Raw genomic sequence first — 15457 nt, 5'->3', positions numbered from 1 at the left:
CCCCGCACCGCCCGCCAGCCGGTAGCCTGGACCGTCGTGGCAGCCACCGACTTCCCCGCCGAGATCCGCGACCTGCGCAGCACCCTGCAGTCCATCCAGGCGGTGTCCGACCCCACGGCCCTCCGGGCGAAGATCGCCGACCTCTCCGAGCAGGCGTCCGCCCCCGACCTGTGGGACGACCCCGAGTCCGCGCAGAAGGTGACGAGCGCGCTGAGCGCGGCGCAGTCCGAGCTGGACCGCGTCGACAGGCTGGGCGGCCGCATCGACGACCTGGAGACCCTGGTCGAGATGGCGACGGAGGACGGCGGCGACGCCGAGACCCTCGCCGAGGCCGAGGCCGAGCTGGTGACGATCCGCAAGGACCTGGGCGAGCTCGAGGTCCGCACCCTGCTCAACGGCGAGTACGACCAGCGCGAGGCGGTCGTGACCATCCGCGCGGGCGCCGGCGGCGTGGACGCGGCGGACTTCGCCGAGATGCTCATGCGGATGTACCTGCGCTGGGCCGAGCGGCACGGCTACCCGACGACGGTGCTCGACACGTCGTACGCGGAGGAGGCGGGCCTGAAGTCCGCGACCTTCGAGGTGAAGGCGCCGTACGCGTTCGGCCACCTGTCGGTCGAGGCCGGCACGCACCGGCTGGTGCGGATCTCGCCGTTCGACAACCAGGGCCGCCGGCAGACGTCGTTCGCCGCGGTCGAGGTGATCCCGCTCATCGAGCAGAGCGACGACAACATCGAGATCCCCGAGTCGGAGATCAAGGTCGACGTGTTCCGGTCGTCCGGCCCCGGCGGCCAGTCGGTCAACACCACCGACTCCGCGGTCCGCATGACCCACCTCCCGACCGGCATCGTCGTGTCGATGCAGAACGAGAAGTCGCAGATCCAGAACCGCGCCGCCGCGCTGCGCGTGCTCCAGTCCCGCCTGCTCCTGGTCCGCAAGGCCGAGGAGGACGCGAAGAAGAAGGAGCTCGCGGGCGACATCAAGGCGTCCTGGGGCGACCAGATGCGGTCCTACGTGCTGCACCCGTACCAGATGGTCAAGGACCTGCGCACCGAGCACGAGGTCGGCAACACCTCCGCGGTCTTCGACGGCGACATCGACGGGTTCATCGAGTCCGGCATCCGGTGGCGCCGGCAGGCGTCCGTCGACGCCTGACGCGGGCGCGGGGCGGCTGTCCCCGCATCAAACCGGGCATATCGCCCGGTTCCGGACGCGGTGCGGCGACTCACAGGTGGGCGCGCGGCGTGTCACGGACGGGTCACGACGGGCCGCTGCCTACGCTCGACGCGGCCAGGTCGCACCACCCTCCGCACGCCCTCAGTCCCCGACCGACCGGCCGCAGCCCCCGTGATCAGATTCGAGAACGTCACCAAGGTCTACGCGCGCGGCGCCCGCCCCGCGCTGGACCACATCAGCCTCGAGGTCGAGCGCGGCGAGTTCGTGTTCCTCGTCGGCGCCTCCGGCTCCGGGAAGTCGACCTTCCTGCGGCTCGCGCTGCGCGAGGAGCGCCCCTCGGCCGGCAAGGTCTTCGTCGCGGGCAAGGACCTCACGACCCTGTCGTCGTGGAAGGTCCCGCACCTGCGCCGCCAGATCGGCGCCGTGTTCCAGGACTTCCGGCTGCTGAACAACAAGACCGTGTTCGAGAACGTGGCCTTCGCGCTCCAGGTCATCGGCAAGCCGCGGCACCACATCCTCACCACCGTGCCCGACGTGCTCGAGATGGTCGGCCTGGCCGGCAAGGAGAAGCGCCGCCCGCACGAGCTGTCCGGCGGCGAGCAGCAGCGTGTGGCCATCGCGCGCGCGTTCGTGAACCGGCCGTCGATCCTGCTGGCCGACGAGCCCACCGGCAACCTCGACCCGACGACCTCCCTGGGGATCATGCGCCTGCTCGACCGGATCAACCGCACGGGGACCACGGTCGTCATGGCGACGCACGACGACGAGATCGTCGACCAGATGCGCAAGCGCGTCGTCGAGCTGTCCGGCGGCGAGATGGTGCGCGACCAGTCGCGCGGCGTCTACGGCTCGGACCGCTGAGGGGAGGATCGACGTGCGACTGCAGTTCATCCTCTCGGAGATCGGCATCGGCCTGCGCCGGAACCTCTCCATGACCATCTCGGTCATCCTCGTCACCTTCGTGTCGCTGACCTTCGTCGGCGCGGCCGCGCTGCTGCAGATGCAGATCGGCAAGATGCAGGACGACTTCTACGGCAAGGTCGAGGTCGCGGTGTACCTCTGCCCGGCCGGCACCTCCTCGGAGCCCACCTGCGCCGGCGGCGAGGTCACCGACGACCAGAAGCAGGCGATCCTCGACGCGCTCGACGCGCCGGACGTGTCCCCGTACATCGAGAGCGTCACGGCCGAGTCCAAGGAGCAGGCGTTCGAGACGTTCCAGCGCCAGTTCGAGGGCCAGTACTGGGCCCAGGTCATGACCGTCGACGACATGAACGAGTCGCTGCGGATCAAGCTGACCGACCCGGAGAAGTTCGAGGTCGTGGCCGACGTGCTGCAGGGGCGGCAGGGCGTCGAGACGGTGCAGGACCAGCGCGAGCTCTACAACACGCTGTTCCGGGTGCTGAACTCCGCGACCCTGCTGTCGCTCGGCCTGGCCGGCGTCATGCTGCTCGCCGCGGTGCTGCTGATCACGACGACCATCCGGCTGTCGGCGCTCAGCCGCCGCCGGGAGACCGGGATCATGCGGATGGTCGGCGCGTCGAACCTGTTCATCCAGCTGCCGTTCATGCTGGAGGGCGCGATCGCCGCCACGATCGGCGCGGCGCTGTCCGTCGCCGGTCTGTGGGCCGGCGTGCGGTACCTCGTGACCGACTGGCTCGGCGGCCAGGTCGCCTGGATCCCGTACGTCACGACCAACGAGGTGTGGCAGGTGGCGCCGTTCCTGGTGGCGGCAGCGATCCTGCTCGCCGCGATCTCGTCCCTGGTCACCCTGAGCCGCTACACGAAGGTCTGAGATGGCGAGCATGCGCACCCTGACCCCCCGTCGCGCGCGCGGCGTCCGCGCCGTGGCCGCGTCGCTGGCCGGCGCGCTCGCGGTGCTGCTCGGGCTGACCGCGGCGGGGTCCGCCCTCGGCGACGACCTCGACGACCGGCAGTCCGCGCTCCAGCGGCAGCAGGCGCAGAACGAGCAGGAGCGGGCGGACGCGGAGGCCGCGCTGGAGGGGCTCAGCGCCCAGTACCAGCAGACCGCGCAGGACCTGCTCGCGGTCCAGCAGCAGCTCGCCCCGGCGCAGGCCGCGCTCGCCGCCGCGCAGGAGGCGCTGGCGGGCTACGAGCGCGAGGCGGAGCTCATCGCCGCCCGCCTGCAGGACGCCGAGGACCAGGAGACGTCGATCAGCTCGACGATCGCCACGGACACCCAGCGGTCGGACGAGATCCGCAGCCAGATGCGGCAGATGGCGCGCCAGGCGTACCAGGGCGGCCCGAGCCTGTCCGGCCTGAGCATCATGGTCGGCGCGCAGACGGTCGAGGAGTTCACCGAGCAGTACGGCCTGGCGTCCGCCGCGCAGCGCACCCAGAACCAGGTGCTCGACGAGCTCGCCGACATCGAGGCCGCCAACAAGAACAGCCAGGCGCGGCTGACCGCCGTCCGCGAGCGGATCACCGAGCTCAAGGCCGAGGCGGACGCCAAGGTCGAGGAGGCCGAGCAGGCGCGCCAGGAGGCCGCGGACCGCCAGGCGGAGGTCGAGCGGCTGATCGCCGAGCAGACCGCCAAGCAGGCGCAGCTCGCCTCCCAGAAGGCGGCCGCCGAGGCCGAGGTCGCGTCCATCGACGCCGAGAAGCGGTCGATCGAGGCCGAGCTGACGAAGGTGGCGAACGAGCAGCGCGCCCGCGCCGCCGCGGCCGCCGCGGCCGCGGGGCAGCCCGCGCCGGCCGCCGGGCCCGTCTCCGGGTCCGTGTTCGGCAACCCCACGTCGATCAACCCGATCCACGTCACCAGCGAGTACGGCATGCGCCTGCACCCGCTGCTCGGCTACTACCGGCTGCACGCGGGGATCGACCTGCGCACCTACTGCGGGACCCCGATCTACGCGGCCCGCGAGGGCACCGTGCAGTGGGCGCGCTGGCGCAACGGGTTCGGCAACCAGGTGATGGTCGACCACGGGCTGTACAACGGCAGCTCGCTGATGACCTCCTACAACCACATGACGAGCTTCGTGGTCGGCGGCGGGCAGTACGTGTCCCAGGGCCAGCTGCTCGGCTACTCCGGCAACACCGGGACGTCGGCGGCCTGCCACCTGCACTTCGAGGTGTACGTCAACGGCGCCACGGTGAACCCCCGGCCGCTGCTCGGCCTGTAGCGGAATCCGGGCGACTCGCGCCGCGCGGCCGGTTAGGCTGCTGCGTCGCCCCTCGTCGGACCCGCCGGGGCACCCGCACGACCCGTGCACGACCCAGGAGGAGAGTCATGGCCAAGCAGAGCGGACGGTCGCTCGTCGCGTCCAACCGCAAGGCGCGCCACGACTACCTCATCGAGGACGTGTTCGAGGCCGGCGTCGTGCTGAGCGGCACCGAGGTCAAGGCGCTGCGCGCCGGCCGGGCGTCGCTGGTCGACGGCTGGTGCTCGATCGACGGCGGCGAGGCCTGGCTCGAGGGCGTGCACATCCCGGAGTACTCGCAGGGCACGTGGACCAACCACGCGCCGCGGCGCAAGCGCAAGCTGCTGCTGCACCGCGAGGAGATCGACCGGCTCGAGGCCAAGACCCGCGAGAAGGGGCAGACGATCGTCCCGCTGTCCCTGTACTTCCTCGACGGGCGGGCGAAGGTCGAGATCGCGCTCGCCCGCGGCAAGCGCGAGTACGACAAGCGCCAGGCGCTGCGCGAGCGGCAGGACAACCTCGAGGCCGTCCGCGCGATGCGGGAGAAGCGCGACCGCTGACCCGACCGGGGTCCCAGCGGGTCAGGCGAGGGACGCGCGCAGCGCGCCCGGGTCCGTGGTCGGGCGGTCGCAGACGAAGCCGCGACACACGTACGCCGCGGCCCGCCCGCCCACGAGCGGCCGGTCGCGCAGCAGGCCCACCGCCGCCGGGTCGTCCGCCACCTCGTCCGGGTCGCCCTGCGCGAGGACCAGGCCGGGCGCCGGGGAGCGCACCGCCGCGCGGACCAGCGCGACCCGGCCCGGGTCGTCCGCCCGGCCGACCACCGCGACCTCCCGCGGGCCGTCCAGCACCGCCTCGGCCGTCGCCAGCGCCCAGGCGACCGCGCGCGGGTGCTGGTGCGCGACCGACAGCGGACCGGCCAGCGCGAGCTCCGCGGCCTGCCGGTCGGTCGCCGAGCCGGTGAGCGCGGCCCGCGCCAGCAGCGCCCCCGCCGCGGCCGACTGCCCCGCCGCCGAGGGCCCGTCCGCGACGTCGGGCCGGGTGGACAGCCGGGCGACGACCGGGTCAGTCTGGTCGTCGGCCGTGTCCCGGAACCCGTGCCCCGGCGCCCGGAACCGGGCGAGCACCGTGTCCAGCAGCGCCGACGCCCGCGCCGCCCAGTGCGGGTCCCCGGTCACGCCGCCGAGCACCATGAAGCCCTCCGCGACCGCGGCGTAGTCGGTCAGGACGCCGGGCGCCGTGCCCACCGCCCCGTCCCGGGACGTCCGCGCGAGCCGCAGCAGCCCGTCGCCGCCCGCCAGCGTGTGCACGGTGTCCAGCACGCGCGCCGCGTCGACCGCCGCCGCGACCCACTCGCGGCGCTCCAGGGCGGCGCCGGCCTCGGCGAGCGCGCCGATCGCCAGCCCGTTCCACGCGGCCACCACCTTGTCGTCCCGCGCCGGCTGCGGCCGGGCCGACCGCGCGCGCAGCAGCGCCCGGCGCACCCGGGCGAACCGGACCTCGTCCTCGGGCGCCGGGTCGTGCCGGAGCTGGAGCACCGAGGTGCCCGCCTCGAACGTGCCGGCCGCGGTGACGCCGAGCAGGTCCGCCGCCCACGCGCCGTCCTCGGCGCCGAGCGCCTCGTCGAGCGTCGCGCGGGTCCAGACGTACGTCGCGCCCTCGACGCCGTCGGTGTCCGCGTCGAGCGACGAGGCGAACGCGCCCTCGGGGGTGCGCAGGTCCCGCAGCAGCCAGTCCGCGGTGCCCTCGACCACGTGCCGCGCGAGGTCCGACCCGGTGCTGCGCCACCAGTGCACGCCGATCCGGAGCAGCATCGCGTTGTCCTCGAGCATCTTCTCGAAGTGCGGCACCGTCCACGTCGCGTCCACCGCGTACCGGGCGAACCCGCCGCCGACCTGGTCCGCCATGCCGCCGCGCGCCATCGCCTCCAGCGTGCCGGTCGCCATCGCCAGCGCCCGCTCGTCGCCGGTGCGGGCGTGCCGGCGCAGCAGCCACTCGAGCGTGGTCGACGGCGGGAACTTGGGGGCGCCGCCGAAGCCGCCGTGCTCGGCGTCGTACGTCGCGGCGAGGGCCTCGACGGCCAGGCCGCCGACCTGCGCGACGGCGTCGAGGTCGAGGGCCGGGCCGCCGGCGTCGGCGCCACCCGGCTCGGCGTCGCCGGCGGCCGCGCCCTCGGCCGGCGCGTCACCCTCGGCCGGCGCACCGCCCTCGGCGGCCGTCCCGCCCGGCACCGCCCCGCCCGGCGCCGTCCGGCCGCCCAGGTGCGCCAGCAGCTCCGCCGCCCCGCCGCGCACCTCGTCCCGCCGCTCCCGCCACGCGCGGGACAGCGCGTCCAGCACCTGCCCGAACGACGGCCGCCCGCCCACCGGCACCGGCGGGAAGTAGGTGCCGCAGAAGAACGGGTCGCCCTCGGGCGTCGCGAACACCGTCATCGGCCAGCCGCCCTGCCCGGTCATCGCCTGGGTCGCCGCCATGTACGCCGCGTCGAGGTCGGGCCGCTCCTCGCGGTCGACCTTCACGTTCACGAACCGGCTGTTCATCACCGCGGCGACACGCTCGTCCTCGAAGGACTCGTGCGCCATCACGTGGCACCAGTGGCACGCGGCGTAGCCGACCGACACCAGGAGCGGGACGTCCCGGCGCCGGGCCTCCGCGAACGCCTCCTCGCCCCACTCGTACCAGTCGACCGGGTTCTCGGCGTGCTGGCGCAGGTACGGGCTGGTGCTGCGGGCGAGGCGGTTGGACATGCCTCCCACTCTCGCTCCGCGCGGCGGGCCCCGCGACCCCGGGTGGCGGCCCCGGTGGCCGCGCGGCGCGGAGTCCGCCAGAGTCGGGTGCCGTCCGACCCACCCGAAGGAGACCTGTCCGTGCCGTCCTCGCCCCCCGCCACCCCCGAGCACCGACGCACGGGCGGCCGGCACCCCGGGCGGCTGCTCGTCCGGACCGTCGGCGGCGCGCCGCCCCGTGGGCTGGACCCGGCCGCCGGCGTCGTCGTCACCGACGTCGGCCGGCCGGACGCCCCGGCGGTGGTCCTGGTGCACGGCATCGGCGTCTCGGAGCGGTACTACCGCGGGCTCACCCGCGAGCTGGCGACCGACCGCCGGGTGCTCGTGCCCGACCTGCCGGGGTTCGGGCGCAGCCCGCGCCCGGCGCGGGTGCCCACGGTGGGCGACCTCGCGGACGTGGTGCTCGCCGTGCTCCGGCACCGGGGGATCGGCCGCGCGACGCTGGTGGGGCACTCGATGGGCGCCCAGGTGGTGGCCGAGGCGATGCTGCGGGCGCCGGACGTCGTGGAGCGGGTCGTGCTGATCGGTGCCGTCGTCGACCCGGAGGCGCCCTCGGTGCTGCGCCAGGCGCTGCGGCTCGCGAAGGACGGCCTGCACGAGCCGCTCGGGATCAACGCCGTCGTCGCCAGCGACTACCTGCGGACCGGGCCGTCCTGGTACTCGGCGGTGCTGCCGCACATGTTCGCCTACGACACGGCCGACGCGGTGTCCCGGTTGCCCGGGCCCGCCCTCGTCGTGCGGGGCGAGCGCGACCCGGTGTCGTCCCGCGCGTGGGCGCGCCGGCTCGGGGCGCTCGCGCCGCGGGCGGAGGTCCGCGAGGTGCCGCGCGCCGGGCACGTCGCGATGGCCAGCCACGCGCCGCTCGTCGCCCGCTGGGTGCGGGAGGACCCGTGCTGACGGCCGGCGACACCGCGCGCCGCGCCGTCTGGTGGGGGCAGGACTACGCCTACGCCGGCTGGCGGCAGGCCCGCGGGCTGCTGTCCCGCACCTCGCCGGACTCGTACACCTGGCCCCGGGAGGTCCGTCGGCCGCCCGTCCTGCTGCTGCCCGGCGTCTGGGAGACCTGGCGGTTCCTCGAGCCGCTGGCGCGGGGGCTGTTCGCCGCCGGGCACCCCGTGCACGTCGTGGCGCCGTTCGGGCTCAACCGGGGGAGCATCCCGGAGATGGCGGACCTGGCCGCGGCGCAGCTGCGCGACGCCGACCTGCGCGGGGTCGTGATCGTCGCGCACTCCAAGGGCGGGCTGATCGGCAAGAGCGTCATGGGGCGCGCGGACGTCGCCGACCGGGTGCTCGGCATGGTCGCGATCAACACGCCTTTCTCCGGGTCGCCCTACGCGCGGCTGCTGCCGCTGCGGTCCATCCGGACGTTCCTGCCCGACGACGAGGTGCTGACGGCGCTGGCCGCGCAGCGCGCCGACCACGGGCGGATCGTGTCCGTGGCGACCTGCTTCGACCCGCACATCCCGACCGGCAGCGAGCTGCCCGGGGCCCGGAACGTGCGCCTGGCGACCCCGGGGCACTTCCGGTCGCTGACCGACCCGGCGCTGCTGCCGCTGCTCGAGCGCGAGCTGACCCGGCTCGCGGCCGGCGGCCCGGCCTGAGCCGCCCCGCCGGCCGCCGCCGGCGGCGTCAGTCGCCCAGGACCTCGCGGGTCGGCACCGTCGGCTGGTCCACGCCGCGCGAGCGCAGCGCACCCCGGCCGACCACCTGCTGCCACGTCGCCGTGCGCTCGGACCGGCCGCGGCCGATGAAGCTCACCGCCCAGTGCAGCAGCGTCGTGATCCGGTTCTTGAATCCCACCAGGTAGAACAGGTGCACGCCGAGCCACAGCAGCCAGGCACCGAACCCGGCGGTCTTGACCGGCCCGATCTTGGCGACCGCCTGGAACCGGGACACCGTCGCGAGCGACCCCTTGTCCTGGTACCGGAACGGCCCGGCGGAGGGCTCGCCCCGCACCTGGCGGACGATCTCCTGCGCCGCGTACCGGCCGGTCTGCATGGCAGCGGGGGCGACGCCGGGCACGCCCGGGCGCAGCGCCATGTCGCCGACCACGAACACCTCGGGGTGCCCGGGCAGCGAGCCGTTCGGCTCCACCCGGACCCGGCCCGCGCGGTCCACCTCGGCGCCGGTCTTCTCGCCGAGCTGCCGCCCGAGCGGCGACGCCTGCACGCCGGCCGCCCAGACCTTCGTCTGCGCCTCGATGGTGGTGCGGTGACCGTCGCCGTCCTCGACGGTGACCGACCCGGCGTCGACGTCGACCACCTTGTGGCCCATCAGCAGCTCGACACCTAGGCCCTCCAGGACCCGGGCCGCGGCGTCCTGCAGCTCCTCGGGGTTGCCCGGCAGCACCTTCGGCACCGGGTCGACGAGCAGGATGCGCGCCTGGGTCGGGTCGAGGCTGCGGAACGACCCGCGCAGCGAGCGGTGGGCGAGCTCCGCGAGCTGCCCGGCCATCTCGACACCCGTGGGGCCGGCGCCGACGACCACGAACGTCGTCTGCCGCGCCCGCTCGGCGGGGTCGGTCGCGAGCTCGGCGAGCTCGAACGCGCCGAACACCCGGCCGCGGATCTCCAGCGCGTCGTCGATGCTCTTGAGCCCGGGCGCGAAGTCGGCGAACTGGTCGTTGCCGAAGTACGACTGCCCCGACCCGGCGGCCACCACGAGGCTGTCGTACCGGGTGCGGGTCTCGCCGAGCGGCGAGGACGACACCACCTCGCGCCGCTCCAGGTCGATGTCCGTGACCACGCCCAGCAGCACCCGCGCGTTGCGCTGGCTCTTGAGCACGTCGCGGGTGGCGGGGGAGATCTCGCCGACCGACAGCACCCCGGTGGCCACCTGGTAGAGCAGCGGCTGGAACAGGTGCGTCGCGGTGCCGTCGATGACGGTGACGCGGACCGGCGCGTCCGCGAGCGCCTTCGTGGCGAACAGGCCGCCGAACCCGGAGCCGATCACGACCACGTCGTGCGGCTTGCCGGGCGTGCGCGAGGGGACGGAGGCGCTCATCGGGGGGTCCTTCCGCGGTCGGTTCAGGCGGACCCGTCCGACCCTACGAGCGGGTCGCACCGCGCGCGCGCCGAGTGCTCCGGGGCCGGGTGCCGGTCAGGCCGGGGGCGCCAGGATCTCCGAGAGCCGGAAGCCCACCGGCTCCTCGAGCTGGGCGTAGGTGCAGGTGGCGGGGTCGCGGTCCGGGCGCCACCGCTTGAACTGCGCCGTGTGCCGGAACCGGTCGCCCTCCATGTGGTCGTACGCCACCTCGACCACGAGCTCCGGGCGCAGCGGCACGAACGACAGGTCCTTGCTCGCGTTCCACCGGCTCACCGCGCCCGGCATCCGCTTGCCCTCGTGCGCCGACTGGTCGGCCCAGTCGCCCCACGGGTGCTGGGACAGGTCGTCGGCGCGCAGCGACGCGAGCTCCTCGACCAGCGCCTTGCGCCGGGCCATCGGGAACGAGGCGGCGACGCCCACGTGCTGCAGCCGGCCGTCGTCGGTCCACAGCCCGAGCAGCAGGGAGCCGAGCACGTCGCCGGACTTGTGCCAGCGGAACCCGGCGACCACGCAGTCGGCGGTGCGGGCGTGCTTGACCTTGAACATCGTGCGCTTGTCCGGCTGGTACGTGCCGTCCAGGGGCTTCGCGACGACGCCGTCCAGCCCCGCCCCCTCGAACTGCGTGAACCACTGCTGCGCGACGGCGAGGTCGCCGGTCGCGGGCGTGACGTGCACCCGGGGGTCGTCCCCGGAGATCGTGGACCCCAGGGCGTCGACCAGCCGCGACCGCCGGTCGCCGAACGGGGTGCGCATCAGGTCCTCGTCGCCGAGGGCCAGCACGTCGAACGCGACGAACGACGCGGGCGTCTGGCCGGCCAGCAGCCGGACCCGGCTCTCCGCCGGGTGGATCCGCTGCTGGAGGGCGTCGAAGTCGAGCCGGTCGCCGTGCACGACGACGATCTCGCCGTCGAGCACGCACCGTTCCGGGGTCGACGCCTTGATCGACTCGACCAGCTCCGGGAAGTACCGGGTCATCGGCTTCTCGTTCCGGCTGCCGAGCACCACGTCGTCGCCGTCCCGGAACACGATCGTGCGGAACCCGTCCCACTTGGGCTCGGTGTGGCCGAGGTCGGGGATCTCCGGCACGGCCTTGGCCAGCATCGGGGACACGGGCGGCATCACGGGCAGGTCCATGGCGCCCATCCTGCTCGGCGCGGGCGGGCGCGGCCAGGGGTGGGTGCGGCGGTCGTGACGGTGTACAGGACGATCGACGAGTTGTACGTTGACCGCATGTCGACCATCGGGGTGGCGGACGCCCGCAAGAACTTCGCCGACGTCATCGAGCGCGCGCAGCACGAACCCGTGGTGGTGGCGCGCCGCGGGCACGCCGAGGTCGTCATCGTCAGCGCGGCCGAGTACGAGCGGATGCGCGAGGCGCTGGAGGAGCAGGAGGACCTGGCCGCGTTCGACGCCGCGGTCGCCGAGGAGGGTGACGACCTGCCCTGGGCGCAGGTCAAGGCCGACCTGGGCTGGGAGTGACCTACCAGGTCGACATCCGTCCGGCGGCGGTGCGGGCGCTCCGGAAGGTCGACCACCAGGACCGCCCGCGGATCCAGGCGGCGATCGCGCTGCTCGCGCAGGATCCCCGCCCGCCGGGCGCGCGTGCCCTGCGCGGCCGGGACGGTTACCGGGTGCGCGTCGGCGACTACCGGATCCTCTACACCGTGGACGACGGCGTGCTCGTGGTCGTCGTGGTGACCCTCGGCCACCGGCGTGAGGTGGACGAGCGGTAGGCCGGGTCACGCCCCGTCGGGGTGCTCCGGGGACCGCACCGGCTGCTCCGTGCCGGGCACCGGCAGCCCGGGGGCGCCCTGCGCCGCGGGGTCGAACCCGAACGTCCGCACCTCGCGCTCGCCGTCCGGGCCGACGCGGACCGTCGACACGCTCGCGTTGGCGAGCGGCTCCATCGGCACGGTGCCGGCCATCGCGAGGTAGGCCAGCAGGGTGACGCCGTGGCTGACCACCAGCACGTCGCCGCCGCCCGCGTGCGCGCGCTCGATCCGGCCGAACGCGTCCGCGACGCGCTCCAGGTAGTCCGACGTGCGCTCGGCGCCGGGGAAGCCGGGGTAGGTGCCGGTGAGGATGCCGCCGAACAGGTCGGCGGGGTCGCCGAGCGCCAGCAGCTCCGCCTCGGGTCGCTCCTCCAGGTCGCCGAAGTGCATCTCCCGCAGGCCCGGGTCGGTGGTGAGCGCGACCCCGGGGTGCGGGGCGAGCAGCTCGCGCGCCGTCGCCACCGTGCGGCCCAGGGGGCTCGCGTACGCGGCGGCGAAGGTCCGGTCCGCCAGCACGCGGGCGGTGGCGCGCACGCCGGCCAGGCCGTCGTCGGTCAGCGGCGAGTCGCACCAGCCCTGCAGCAGCCGGGCGGTGTTGAACTCGGTGCGGCCGTGCCGGACGAGGTACAGCGTCGTGGTGCCGTCCGGGGCCGCCGCGTCGTCGAGGCTGCTCGTCGGGCCGTGCTCCGCCGCTCCGGCGGACGTCGCGAGGAAGGGCATGCCCGCGATCCTAGGCACGGTCCCGGCGCCCCCGCGTCGGCGTCCGGGACCGTGCGGACCCCCTACGCCCGCCGGCGCAGCGCCCAGGTCGCACCCGCCACGGACGCCGCGCACCAGGCCAGCAGCACGGCGAGCGAGCGGCCGGGCATCGAGAAGGTGTCGCTCGCCAGGCCGGAGCGGACGAGCTGGGCCATGGGCTCGAACGGCAACCACTCGTGCGCCGTCCGCAGCCAGCCCGGCATCCGGTCGGCCGGGTAGCTCACGGGGGTGAACAGCAGGACCACGAACACGAGCACCTGGGTCATCAGCATCGCCAGCGTCGGCCTGAGCAGCGACGCCATGCCGTACCCGACCGCCGCCGCTGTGAGCGACACCAGGAGCGTGGCCGGGACCAGCCACGGCGCGGGTGACAGGTGCACGGCGAACCGGAGCACGCCGGTGACGACGCCCAGCACCATGCCCGGCAGCGCGATCAGCGTCCAGACCAGCAGGTCGCTGACCAGGAACGAGCCGCGCGGCACCGGCAGGGTGCGCATCCAGTCGAGGCTGCCCTCGGTGCGGGACTGGGACAGCATCTGCGGGGTCATCACCAGGCCGACCATGACCAGCGTGATCGTCGGGGCACCGGTCGCGAGGTAGAGCGCCTGGTCGGGCGGCGGGTCGCCGATGACCAGCCCGAAGCCGAGGATCGTCGCGATGGCCAGGAACACCTGGACGACGACGAGCAGCGGCAGCATGGTCGCCTGCCGGCGGAACTGCCACTGGGTGAGCAGCAGGGTCTGCTGGACGGTGCTCATGCCGCCACCCCCGTCGTCGCGCCGGCGGCCTGCCCGGCGTGCTGCTCGTGCCCGACCAGGTCGACGTAGACGTCCTCCAGCGACGCCGGTGTCAGCGCGTACCGCTCGAGCCGGTGCGCGGCGACCTCCTCCTGCGCCCACCGCACGACCTCGGCCGCGTCGGCGGCGCGCACGGTGCCGACCTCGCGGCCGCGCATGCTCGCGACCGGGCGCACCGCGGGGTGCCAGCCCCAGCCGGCCTCCGGCGCGCCGGGGGAGAGGTCGGCCTCGACGGTCAGCGTGCCCTGCAGGTGGGCGGTGAGCCCCGCGGGCGTGTCGTCGGCGAGCACCCGGCCCCGGTTCAGCACGACGAGCCGGTCGACCACCCGCTCGGCCTCGCGCACGTTGTGGGTCACCAGCAGCACCGCGCGGCCCTCGTCGGCGAGCGCGCGGATCCGGCCCCAGAGCAGCCGGCGGCGCACGGGGTCGACGTCGTTGGTCGGCTCGTCCAGCACCACCAGGCGGCCCGGCGCGACCACGGTCATCGCGAAGGCGGTCAGCCGCGCGATGCCTCCGGACACCTTCTCCGCCGGGGTGTCGGCCCACGGGCGCAGGTCCAGGTCGTCGAGCAGCGCGTCGGTCTGCGCCCGCACGGCACCGCGCTCGGCCCCCCGGATGCGCCCGACGAGCTCGATCGCCCGCCGCGGCGTCAGGCCCGTGATCGGGACGTTCGCCTGCGCCTGGATGCAGGTGCGGCGCCGCGCCTCGGCCGGCTGCGCCACCGCGTCGACGCCGTCCAGGTGGATGGTGCCCGCGTCGGGGCGGACCAGCCCGACCACCTGCTTCACCAGCGTCGTCTTGCCGGCCCCGTTGTGGCCGAGCAGCCCGACCACCTGGCCGGCCGCCACGTCCAGGTCGATCCCGTCGTTCGCCTGCACGCCGCCGCGCCCGCCGTACCGCTTCCGCAGCCCGCGGACGGTCAGCACCCCCGCTGCACCCATCGCCGCACTCCCTCGTTCGCCGGTCCCGGACGGTCACGTACCGCCGGGTATGTTCGGGAACGTAGCAGCATCGAGTCGTCAGATACCAGTGGGTATCTCATGTGCATTGTGCCGCGTCGGCGCAGGTGGGCGAGGTGACGGGGGCGTGCGGGTGCGCGACATACCGGCCGGTACCCGAGCGTGGCTAGGATGACCGGCATGGCGCGCAGGCAGGACGACCAGACCGCCGAGGGCGGCACCGGGGACGACTCGATCGGCGCCGCGACCCGGGCGCTCGCGGACGCCACGGCCGCGCTCACCCGCCTCATCGGCAAGCAGGTGCAGTCCGTCGTGCCGGAGGTGTCCGACGCGGTCGCCGCCAGCCTGCGCGAGGCGTCCCGCGGGCTCGCCGACGCCTCGGAGAGCGTCGGGCGGCGCGGCGGGGGCGGACGCGCCGACGAGCGCCGCGCCGAGCGTGCCGGCCGCACCCGCTCCGAGCTGCTCGACGCCGCCGCGCGGGCCTTCGCCCGGCAGGGCTACGAGGGGGCGTCGCTCGGGGACATCGCCGCCGACGCCGGGTACACCAAGGGCGCCGTGTACGCGCACTTCGGGTCCAAGCACGAGCTGTTCCTCGAGGTCGCGCGGCGGCAGATCGCGGCCGCCCCCACCCAGCCGGTCCTGCCCGACCTGGGCGACGACGACCTGGAGCAGGGCCTCTCGGCCGCGCTGCACGGCATGGCGGACGAGACCCAGCTGCTGCTCGCGCTCGAGATCCTGTCCTTCGCCGTCCGGCACCCCGAGGCGCGCGCGGAGATCGGCGCGTTCTTCGAGGAGGGCTTCGCGGAGCTGGCGGACCAGGTGGCGCGAGCGCGGCACCCCGGGGAGCCCGAACCGGCCGAGGCGGACTGGGACACGGCGCTCGCGGTGGTCAGCGTCTCGAACATCGCGCTGCTGCTCGGGGCCGTCACGGGCTCGCCGCACGCCTCGCCCGCCGCCGGCTCGCGGGTCATCGCGCGGCTGCTCCGGGGCTCGCCCGGCTGAGCG

16 protein-coding genes are annotated in these 15457 nt (G+C 74.8%); 10 read left to right on the top strand and 6 right to left on the bottom strand.

Annotated elements, in window-relative coordinates:
• Window positions 1–36 precede the first annotated feature (36 nt).
• From prfB to smpB, 5 genes are all read left to right on the top strand, one after another.
• Complete coding sequence (prfB, locus tag G6556_RS01460) at window positions 37–1155, top strand: peptide chain release factor 2 (RefSeq protein WP_166937944.1); 1119 nt, start codon at window positions 37–39, stop codon at window positions 1153–1155.
• Window positions 1156–1347: 192 nt separating this feature from the next.
• On the top strand, window positions 1348–2037 hold the full coding sequence (ftsE, locus tag G6556_RS01455) for a cell division ATP-binding protein FtsE (RefSeq protein ID WP_166937942.1): 690 nt from the start codon (window positions 1348–1350) through the stop codon (window positions 2035–2037).
• 13 nt (window positions 2038–2050) lie between these two features.
• On the top strand, window positions 2051–2968 hold the full coding sequence (ftsX, locus tag G6556_RS01450) for a permease-like cell division protein FtsX (protein ID WP_166937940.1): 918 nt from the start codon (window positions 2051–2053) through the stop codon (window positions 2966–2968).
• A 10-nt stretch (window positions 2969–2978) separates the two neighbouring features.
• Window positions 2979–4316 (top strand): M23 family metallopeptidase, encoded by a 1338-nt coding sequence (locus tag G6556_RS01445; protein WP_166937938.1) that lies wholly within the window; start codon window positions 2979–2981, stop codon window positions 4314–4316.
• A gap of 107 nt (window positions 4317–4423) precedes the next feature.
• Entirely contained in the window at window positions 4424–4894 is a 471-nt protein-coding gene (smpB, locus tag G6556_RS01440; RefSeq protein ID WP_166937936.1) for an SsrA-binding protein SmpB, read from the top strand.
• Between the two features lie 21 nt (window positions 4895–4915).
• Here the strand turns inward: smpB and G6556_RS01435 are convergent, their stop codons facing one another.
• Window positions 4916–7081: a thioredoxin domain-containing protein gene (locus G6556_RS01435; RefSeq protein WP_166937934.1), complete on the bottom strand. Its 2166-nt coding sequence runs from the start codon at window positions 7079–7081 to the stop codon at window positions 4916–4918.
• 120 nt (window positions 7082–7201) lie between these two features.
• Between G6556_RS01435 and G6556_RS01430 the strand changes: the two genes are divergently transcribed.
• Window positions 7202–8017: an alpha/beta hydrolase gene (locus tag G6556_RS01430; RefSeq protein WP_166937932.1), complete on the top strand. Its 816-nt coding sequence runs from the start codon at window positions 7202–7204 to the stop codon at window positions 8015–8017.
• Window positions 8011–8721, top strand: coding sequence for an alpha/beta hydrolase (locus G6556_RS01425; RefSeq protein ID WP_166937930.1), 711 nt, complete (start codon window positions 8011–8013; stop codon window positions 8719–8721). The genes G6556_RS01430 and G6556_RS01425 overlap by 7 nt, the downstream gene beginning before the upstream one ends.
• A 28-nt stretch (window positions 8722–8749) precedes the next feature.
• Here the strand turns inward: G6556_RS01425 and G6556_RS01420 are convergent, their stop codons facing one another.
• Both G6556_RS01420 and G6556_RS01415 read right to left on the bottom strand, forming a co-directional pair.
• Complete coding sequence (locus G6556_RS01420; protein WP_166937928.1) at window positions 8750–10123, bottom strand: NAD(P)/FAD-dependent oxidoreductase; 1374 nt, start codon at window positions 10121–10123, stop codon at window positions 8750–8752.
• A gap of 96 nt (window positions 10124–10219) precedes the next feature.
• Window positions 10220–11299 carry an ATP-dependent DNA ligase gene (locus G6556_RS01415; RefSeq protein WP_166937926.1) on the bottom strand — a complete coding sequence of 360 codons (1080 nt, stop codon included), beginning with the start codon at window positions 11297–11299 and terminating at the stop codon, window positions 10220–10222.
• 96 nt (window positions 11300–11395) lie between these two features.
• Here G6556_RS01415 and G6556_RS01410 point away from each other — a divergent pair, with 96 nt between their 5' ends.
• Window positions 11396–11644, top strand: a complete 249-nt coding sequence (locus G6556_RS01410) for a type II toxin-antitoxin system Phd/YefM family antitoxin (RefSeq protein WP_166937924.1) — start codon at window positions 11396–11398, stop codon at window positions 11642–11644.
• Entirely contained in the window at window positions 11641–11898 is a 258-nt protein-coding gene (locus G6556_RS01405; RefSeq protein WP_166937922.1) for a type II toxin-antitoxin system RelE/ParE family toxin, read from the top strand. Before G6556_RS01410 ends, G6556_RS01405 begins: the two co-directional genes overlap by 4 nt.
• A 6-nt stretch (window positions 11899–11904) precedes the next feature.
• On the opposite strand, the gene G6556_RS01400 is transcribed toward G6556_RS01405, so the two are convergent.
• The 3 genes from G6556_RS01400 to G6556_RS01390 form a co-directional block, all read right to left on the bottom strand.
• Window positions 11905–12657 (bottom strand): histidine phosphatase family protein, encoded by a 753-nt coding sequence (locus G6556_RS01400; RefSeq protein WP_166937920.1) that lies wholly within the window; start codon window positions 12655–12657, stop codon window positions 11905–11907.
• 62 nt (window positions 12658–12719) lie between these two features.
• On the bottom strand, window positions 12720–13454 hold the full coding sequence (locus G6556_RS01395) for an ABC transporter permease (RefSeq protein ID WP_166937918.1): 735 nt from the start codon (window positions 13452–13454) through the stop codon (window positions 12720–12722).
• On the bottom strand, window positions 13451–14434 hold the full coding sequence (locus G6556_RS01390) for an ABC transporter ATP-binding protein (RefSeq protein ID WP_166937916.1): 984 nt from the start codon (window positions 14432–14434) through the stop codon (window positions 13451–13453). The genes G6556_RS01395 and G6556_RS01390 overlap by 4 nt, the downstream gene beginning before the upstream one ends.
• A 198-nt stretch (window positions 14435–14632) precedes the next feature.
• Here G6556_RS01390 and G6556_RS19050 point away from each other — a divergent pair, with 198 nt between their 5' ends.
• Complete coding sequence (locus tag G6556_RS19050; protein WP_205692860.1) at window positions 14633–15454, top strand: TetR/AcrR family transcriptional regulator; 822 nt, start codon at window positions 14633–14635, stop codon at window positions 15452–15454.
• Window positions 15455–15457 lie beyond the last annotated feature (3 nt).

The organism is Cellulomonas sp. IC4_254, assembly GCF_011603975.1.
GTDB lineage: Bacteria > Actinomycetota > Actinomycetes > Actinomycetales > Cellulomonadaceae > Cellulomonas.
Note: the sequence above shows the minus strand (reverse complement) of the source record. Positions and strands in the feature narration are given on the sequence as shown.